Source organism: Tenacibaculum litoreum (genome assembly GCF_964513915.1).
Lineage (GTDB): Bacteria > Bacteroidota > Bacteroidia > Flavobacteriales > Flavobacteriaceae > Polaribacter > Polaribacter litoreum.
This window is the reverse complement of record NZ_CAZEQS010000004.1, coordinates 922,438-928,915: the sequence shown is the minus strand read 5'-3', so window position 1 is coordinate 928,915 and position 6,478 is coordinate 922,438. Positions and strand designations below refer to the sequence as shown.

Below are 6,478 nucleotides of genomic sequence, written 5' to 3'. Positions count from 1 at the left end.
CAAATAAAATTAATGCTAGTTATTTAAATAACTGTTATAAATTCATTTTGTACTTTACGGCTCTTTATTTAATGTATTTGTATGAATAATTCTTGGTTTGTTATTGTGAATCCCGTTGCTGGCAATGGTAAATTCAATAAATATTGGTGTGATATTCAACAGGAATTAAAGTTTAATAACATAACTTACGAGTATGCAAAAACTGAATATTCAAATCATGAAAAATTAATTGTTCAACAAGCTATTAACAAAGGTTATAAAAAAATAATTTCTGTTGGAGGTGATGGTACTTTACATAATATTATCAATGGTATTATGACTCAAAATACTATAAAACCTGAAGAAATTACTATTGCTGTTATTCCATTAGGTACTGGAAATGATTGGATTAAAACATACAATATATCTAAGAATATAAAAGCTGCCGTTAATTTAATAAAGCAAGAAAAAACTATTTTTCAAGACATAGGTTATTTGGAGTTACCTGATACTTCTTCCTATTTTAACAATGTAGCTGGTATTGGTTATGACGGGTATGTTGTTAACAAGTTAAATAAATTGAAAAGGTTTGGACCTATAGCGTACTTATTAAGTGGGATAGCGGGTTTATTGCTCTACAAAAAAACTACTTTTAACATAACTATTAACAATAAATGTGTTGAAACAAAGTGTTTAATGACTTTGTTTGGTATTTGTAAATATTCAGCAGGAGGTATGCAATTAACTGATTTTAAAGATTCTAATAATGGTTTATTTGATATAACAATAGCTAAAAACCTGTCTTTTTGGGACTTACTATTTTCAATAAAAAAATTATACAACGGAAAAATTCTTCAGCATAAAAAAGTAGAAACGCATTTGGCTAGCTCATTGTTAATAACTCCCAAAAATAGTAATGAACTTCCTTATATTCAAGCAGATGGAGAGTTAATAGGTAGAGGTGAAGTTAAAGCTAGTATTATTAAAAGTGCTATTCAAATAGTTATTCCTTAAAAAGTTAAAAAAAACTTAATAAAATTGTAACGTTTCTTAAATTCATACGTCTTTATAGTAAGAAAGCCGTTATAAATGAAAAACTTACGCAAAATAATAGCTCTTTTTATTTTCATATTCATTACAGGAATTATAGTAACTGTAGTGAGTATAAATACGACTTTAAACAAAAAAACTCCTTCAGAAATAGTAACCAAAGATACTATTTACCTTATCAAAGCTTCTAAGAAAGCTGTTTAAACCTTTTTTACTCACTTATTATCACTTTTCAACAAACGTAGTATTTACGCCTTATTTTTAGCAATTTGCCCTAAAAAAAGACAAAGAGGGAACTCTAGTTTTAGTAGCTTAGTAAATATTTAAAAGAAGAAGATCTAAATTTTAAATTTCAAAAAAACTGTTATTAACATATTATATTATTAATAAAAGAGATTTTAAAAATTTAAAAAAAGAAATGATTGTTATTATAGTGTGTTAATATGTAGAATAAAAAGTAGATTTTATTTTTGGTGAAGTGACTTATTAAAATAAATAAACAAGTTATTAGTCGAATAAAACTTTAAAAATCAACTATAAAATAGAGTTATTAACAAAAGTTATAAACAGCAATTCACTGAAAATTATGAATAGTTAATTTTCTTTTCAATGTAAAAAAAGGGTTAATTTAATGTTGATAAATGTTCATTAAAATCTCAAAAAAAAAGTTGCATAATTAGTTCTTGTTCTTGTATTGTAAAAAATATCTAGAAAATCAAATTTTCTTTTCAGAATATACTATTAGTTCTTAACAATTTGGTAATATAGTTTAACCCCTTAATTTTAAAGAGGTTATTAAGAATGCTAAAAAAAGCATTGTTAATTACTGTTGATAACCGTGAATAACTGTATTTTTGTAATTCACAACTGAATTAAAATCAACAAATTATGACAATCGCTGTAGGAAACGATCACGCAGGCACCGAATACAAATTTGAAATAGTTAAACTTTTAGAAGAATTAGGGCATAAAGTAATCAACTTTGGTACGAATGAAACCGATAGTATGGATTACCCAGATACAATTCATCCAGCTGCTGAAGCTGTTGAAACAGGACAAGCAGAAATGGGAATAATTTTATGCGGTAGTGGTAATGGAGCACAAATGACAGCTAATAAACATCAAGGAGTGCGTGCAGCTTTATGTTGGAATAACGAATTGGTAGAATTAACACGTCAACACAACGATGCAAATATTTTAACTATTCCAGCTCGTTTTGTATCATTACAACAAGCTTTAGGTTTTGTAAAGATTTTTCTATCTACCGAATTTGAAGGTGGTCGTCACGCGAATAGAGTAAATAAAATAGCTTGCTGTTAATGAACTTTAGAGTAAAAAGATTTCAAGAATTAACTACTTCAGAACTGTATGAATTACTTCAATTACGTTCTGAAGTTTTTGTTATTGAACAAGATTGTGTGTATCAAGATCTAGACGGTAAAGATCAAAAAGCGTTACATGTTATAGGAGAAAAAGAAGGTGAAATAATTGCGTACACTCGTTTGTTTAATAGTGGTGAATATTTTGACACGCCTAGTATTGGTAGAGTAGTAGTAAAAGAAAGTGAACGTAAGTATGGTTACGGACACGATTTGATTAAAGCATCTATAAAAGCTATTGTTGATAATTATAATGAAACTACTATAACGATTTCTGCACAAACCTATTTGCAAAAATTCTACGAATCTCACGGATTTAAACAAGTTGGAGAAGGGTATTTAGAAGATGGTATTCCACATATAAGAATGGTACGTAATTGATTAAACCATGAAGAGAATCAGTTGTACGAATTATAAAAAAGTTGTTTTTACTTTTTTATGTATTTTCTTTACCACTAATTTATCATTGTTTTCTCAATATAATAAAATTGAAAAAGATCTGATAGATTGTGGAATAACTGTATATAATAAATATTATACAGCTAACAGTGAAACACTTATTATTGAGACAGATTCAATAACTTCTCATAACTTTTCAAAAATATATATTGAACCATTTAATCATGAAGTTTTAATTTCAGATTACAGTAAAATAGATTCTATAATTAATCAAAAATATAAAGGAAAAGAAATTCTTTCTAGACAGAGATCAACAGAAACATATGGGGATTTATATGCATATGTAATAAATAACTCAAAAGGTAATCCATATTATGATAGATACTTTATAAGAAAATATAAAAACAGAAAAATTTTAATATCTCATAATTTGATAATGGGTAATAATAAAAGTAATTTTTTTAAATTTAAATGTTTGATAAATAAAATAAAATTACATTAATTTATCAACCTCTATTACCTCACCAACTTGCATATTACCTAATAAAATATCACCTACACGAACACGTACTAAACGAAGTGTAGGAAAACCAACAGCAGAAGTCATTTTACGAACCTGTCTAAATTTTCCTTCTGTTAAAATAACTGATATCCAAGGAGTAGGACCATGACGAGCATCACGAATTTTTTTAGAACGTTCAGGTAAATCAGGAGTATCAATTAATTCAACTTTACAAGGTTTTGTCATGTATTTTTTTCCATCAAAACCAATTTCAACTCCGTTTTGTAATTGTTTAATAGCTTTAGATGTGATTGCTCCATCTAATTGAACATAATACTCCTTTTCAACACCGCCTCTTGTAGTAATAAAATCACTTACTTTTCCATCAGTCGTTAATAACAATAAACCTTCCGATTTTACATCTAATCTACCAACAGCCATTGTTTTTTCAGGAAAATCATACAATTCTCCTAGTAATTTGTGTTTTCCTCCTTTTTTTTGATTAGTAATAAATTGTGATAAAAAACCATAAGGTTTATAAATCATGAAGTGACGATGGTTTGACATCTTTTCTTTTTTTAAGAAGCACAATATTACAAAATGTAACATAAAAAGATAGGATATTAAAGCTAGTTTTTCATAACTTAGCCGTTCTTATTACTTAAAATAATTAGCACGATTTATGGCAGCAGATAAAGAAAAAGAAGCGAAATTAAAAGCGCTTCAACTTACACTAGATAAGTTAGATAAAACTTACGGTAAAGGAACCGTAATGAAGTTAGGAGATAGCCAAGTAGAAGATGTAGATGCAATATCGTCAGGTTCTTTAGGGTTAGATTTAGCCTTAGGAGTAGGAGGGTATCCTCGTGGAAGAATTATAGAAATTTACGGACCAGAATCATCAGGTAAAACAACTTTAACAATACATGCGATTGCAGAAGCTCAAAAAGCTGGAGGTATTGCTGCTTTTATTGATGCTGAACATGCTTTTGATCGTTTTTATGCTGAAAGTTTAGGCGTTGATGTTGATAATTTAATTATTTCTCAACCAGATCATGGTGAACAAGCATTAGAAATTGCTGATAACTTAATTCGTTCAGGAGCTATTGACATTGTAGTGATTGATTCTGTTGCAGCCTTAACACCAAAATCTGAGATTGAAGGTGAAATGGGTGATTCTAAAATGGGATTACATGCGCGTTTAATGTCACAAGCTTTACGTAAATTAACAGGTACGATTAGCAAAACAAACTGTACTGTGTTTTTTATTAACCAGTTACGTGAAAAGATTGGAGTTATGTTTGGTAACCCTGAAACAACTACTGGTGGTAACGCTTTAAAATTCTATGCATCGGTTCGTTTAGATATTCGTCGTAGAACACAAATTAAAGATGGTGATAAGGTAATTGGTAACAGTACCAAAGTTAAAATTGTAAAAAACAAAGTAGCTCCACCATTTCAACAAGCAGAATTTGATATTATGTACGGAGCAGGAATTTCTAAAGTTGGTGAAGTTTTAGACATTGGTGTAGATTACGGAATTATAAAGAAAAGCGGTTCGTGGTTTAGCTACGGAGATACTAAATTAGGTCAGGGTAGAGACGCTGTTAAAGGTGTTATTAAAGACAATCCTGAATTAATGGAAGAGCTTGAAAATAAAATTAAAGAAGCTATTGAAAATCAAGAATAAGTAATTTAAATTTAAAGTTCAAACTATTACTATTTTTAAAAAGCTGTTCTGTTATATAGAACAGCTTTTTTTATAAAAAAGATATGATTAAAATCTCAAGCAACATACAATTACAAGAAATACAGGTTGAAGATTTTAAAATTTTAGAAACCTTAATGAATGATGTATATAAAGCAGCATATAAACATTTTTGGAAAGATGAAGGTAATTGGTATGTACAAAGTCAATTTTCTAAAAGTAATTTAGAAAAAGAACTATCAGAAGATAAAACAAGCTATTATTTTGTTCTTTTTAATGCAGAAATAGTGGGAATTTTCAGAATCTTATGGGATAAAAAACTCTTAAGACTAGAGAATAAAAAGTCATTGAAACTCCATCGAGTTTATTTACATAAAAATACTCAAGGTAAAGGAATTGGTAAGCAATTATTAGCTTGGTTAGAAGAAGAAGCCATTAAAAAACAATATGAAATGATATGGTTAGATACTATGGATGAAAAACCGCAAGCTTTTGAATTTTATAAAAAGTTAGGATACCAATATCATTCACATTGTTTTTTAGACTTTGAATTATTATTTGACAATGTTCGAAAAATGAGTCAAGTGTATAAAGTATTGTAAATTACTATTGTTTGTAAGGAGGTATTTGTATTACCAAACGTTCAATTTCCTTGACAATTTCTAACCTATTTTTTGAAGACAACTCAAAATATAAGTTTTCCCAATTACCTTTGTAATCTATTTTTTTAGTCTTAGGATTTTTAACTTTAGTAAGATTTATAACTCTAAGATAAAAAAGACCGTTAAGGTCATTTTCTGGTCTAAAATCTAAATCAATTGCCCTCATAAGTTGGTAATTGGTTAGATGTAATAAAGAACTAGAGTCCAAATAATGCATAAAACCTTCGGAAGGATCTACTTCATAAAATAAATTCCATTCTACTTTCCAACCAGGAGTAATACGTAAGGGTTGTAAATTAGGTTCTTCCATTATACTCCTGTACTTCCAAAACCACCAGTACCACGTTCTGTTTCATCTAAAACAGCTACTTCTTGCCAGTTTACACGCTCATGTTTTGCAATGACTAATTGGGCAATACGCTCACCATCATTTACAATAAACTCTTCATTAGATAAGTTCACTAAAATAACTCCAATTTCACCACGGTAATCTGCATCAACAGTACCTGGAGAATTTAACACGGTAATTCCTTTTTTAGCTGCAAGTCCACTACGAGGACGAACTTGGGCTTCATATCCAACAGGAAGCGCAATAAATAATCCAGTTTTTATAATAGCTCTTTCTAAAGGTTTTAAAGTAATAGCAGCATCTATATTGGCACGCAAATCCATACCTGCAGAACCTTCAGTTTCATATGCTGGAGTTTGGTGTTTTGATTTGTTTATGATTTGTACATTCATGTTCTTTTGATTTTCAATTTTCAAATATAATAACCTTTAAGTTTAGAGAGTCGATTAT

10 protein-coding genes are annotated in these 6,478 nt (G+C 28.9%); 7 read left to right on the top strand and 3 right to left on the bottom strand.

The window, feature by feature from the left end; genetic code table 11:
* The first annotated feature begins 81 nt into the window (after positions 1 to 81).
* The 5 genes from ACKTTR_RS15750 to ACKTTR_RS15730 all read left to right on the top strand — a co-directional run bounded on the left by ACKTTR_RS15750 (position 82) and on the right by ACKTTR_RS15730 (position 3,309).
* Entirely contained in the window at positions 82 to 993 is a 912-nt protein-coding gene (locus ACKTTR_RS15750; RefSeq protein ID WP_408028731.1) for a diacylglycerol/lipid kinase family protein, read from the top strand.
* 75 nt (positions 994 to 1,068) lie between these two features.
* Positions 1,069 to 1,233, top strand: a complete 165-nt coding sequence (locus ACKTTR_RS15745) for a hypothetical protein (RefSeq protein WP_408028730.1) — start codon at positions 1,069 to 1,071, stop codon at positions 1,231 to 1,233.
* Positions 1,234 to 1,917: 684 nt separating this feature from the next.
* Positions 1,918 to 2,349: a ribose 5-phosphate isomerase B gene (rpiB, locus tag ACKTTR_RS15740; protein ID WP_073182358.1), complete on the top strand. Its 432-nt coding sequence runs from the start codon at positions 1,918 to 1,920 to the stop codon at positions 2,347 to 2,349.
* Positions 2,349 to 2,789 (top strand): GNAT family N-acetyltransferase, encoded by a 441-nt coding sequence (locus ACKTTR_RS15735; RefSeq protein WP_408028729.1) that lies wholly within the window; start codon positions 2,349 to 2,351, stop codon positions 2,787 to 2,789. Before rpiB ends, ACKTTR_RS15735 begins: the two co-directional genes overlap by 1 nt.
* A gap of 7 nt (positions 2,790 to 2,796) precedes the next feature.
* Positions 2,797 to 3,309, top strand: a complete 513-nt coding sequence (locus tag ACKTTR_RS15730; protein WP_408028728.1) for a hypothetical protein — start codon at positions 2,797 to 2,799, stop codon at positions 3,307 to 3,309.
* Here the strand turns inward: ACKTTR_RS15730 and ACKTTR_RS15725 are convergent.
* Positions 3,301 to 3,876, bottom strand: a complete 576-nt coding sequence (locus ACKTTR_RS15725) for a pseudouridine synthase (RefSeq protein ID WP_408028727.1) — start codon at positions 3,874 to 3,876, stop codon at positions 3,301 to 3,303. The two genes, ACKTTR_RS15730 and ACKTTR_RS15725, sit on opposite strands and share 9 nt — an antisense overlap.
* Positions 3,877 to 3,991: 115 nt before the next feature.
* Here ACKTTR_RS15725 and recA point away from each other — a divergent pair, with 115 nt between their 5' ends.
* Together recA and ACKTTR_RS15715 are read left to right on the top strand one after the other, a co-directional pair.
* Entirely contained in the window at positions 3,992 to 4,999 is a 1,008-nt protein-coding gene (recA, locus tag ACKTTR_RS15720) for a recombinase RecA (protein WP_408028726.1), read from the top strand.
* A gap of 83 nt (positions 5,000 to 5,082) precedes the next feature.
* Complete coding sequence (locus ACKTTR_RS15715) at positions 5,083 to 5,619, top strand: GNAT family N-acetyltransferase (protein ID WP_408028725.1); 537 nt, start codon at positions 5,083 to 5,085, stop codon at positions 5,617 to 5,619.
* Positions 5,620 to 5,623: 4 nt separating this feature from the next.
* On the opposite strand, the gene ACKTTR_RS15710 is transcribed toward ACKTTR_RS15715, so the two are convergent.
* Together ACKTTR_RS15710 and dut are read right to left on the bottom strand one after the other, a co-directional pair.
* A complete protein-coding gene (locus ACKTTR_RS15710; RefSeq protein WP_408028724.1) occupies positions 5,624 to 5,989 on the bottom strand; it encodes a hypothetical protein in 366 nt (121 codons plus the stop codon).
* Positions 5,989 to 6,420 carry a dUTP diphosphatase gene (dut, locus tag ACKTTR_RS15705; RefSeq protein WP_408028723.1) on the bottom strand — a complete coding sequence of 144 codons (432 nt, stop codon included), beginning with the start codon at positions 6,418 to 6,420 and terminating at the stop codon, positions 5,989 to 5,991. The genes ACKTTR_RS15710 and dut overlap by 1 nt, the downstream gene beginning before the upstream one ends.
* Between the last annotated feature and the right edge of the window lie 58 nt (positions 6,421 to 6,478).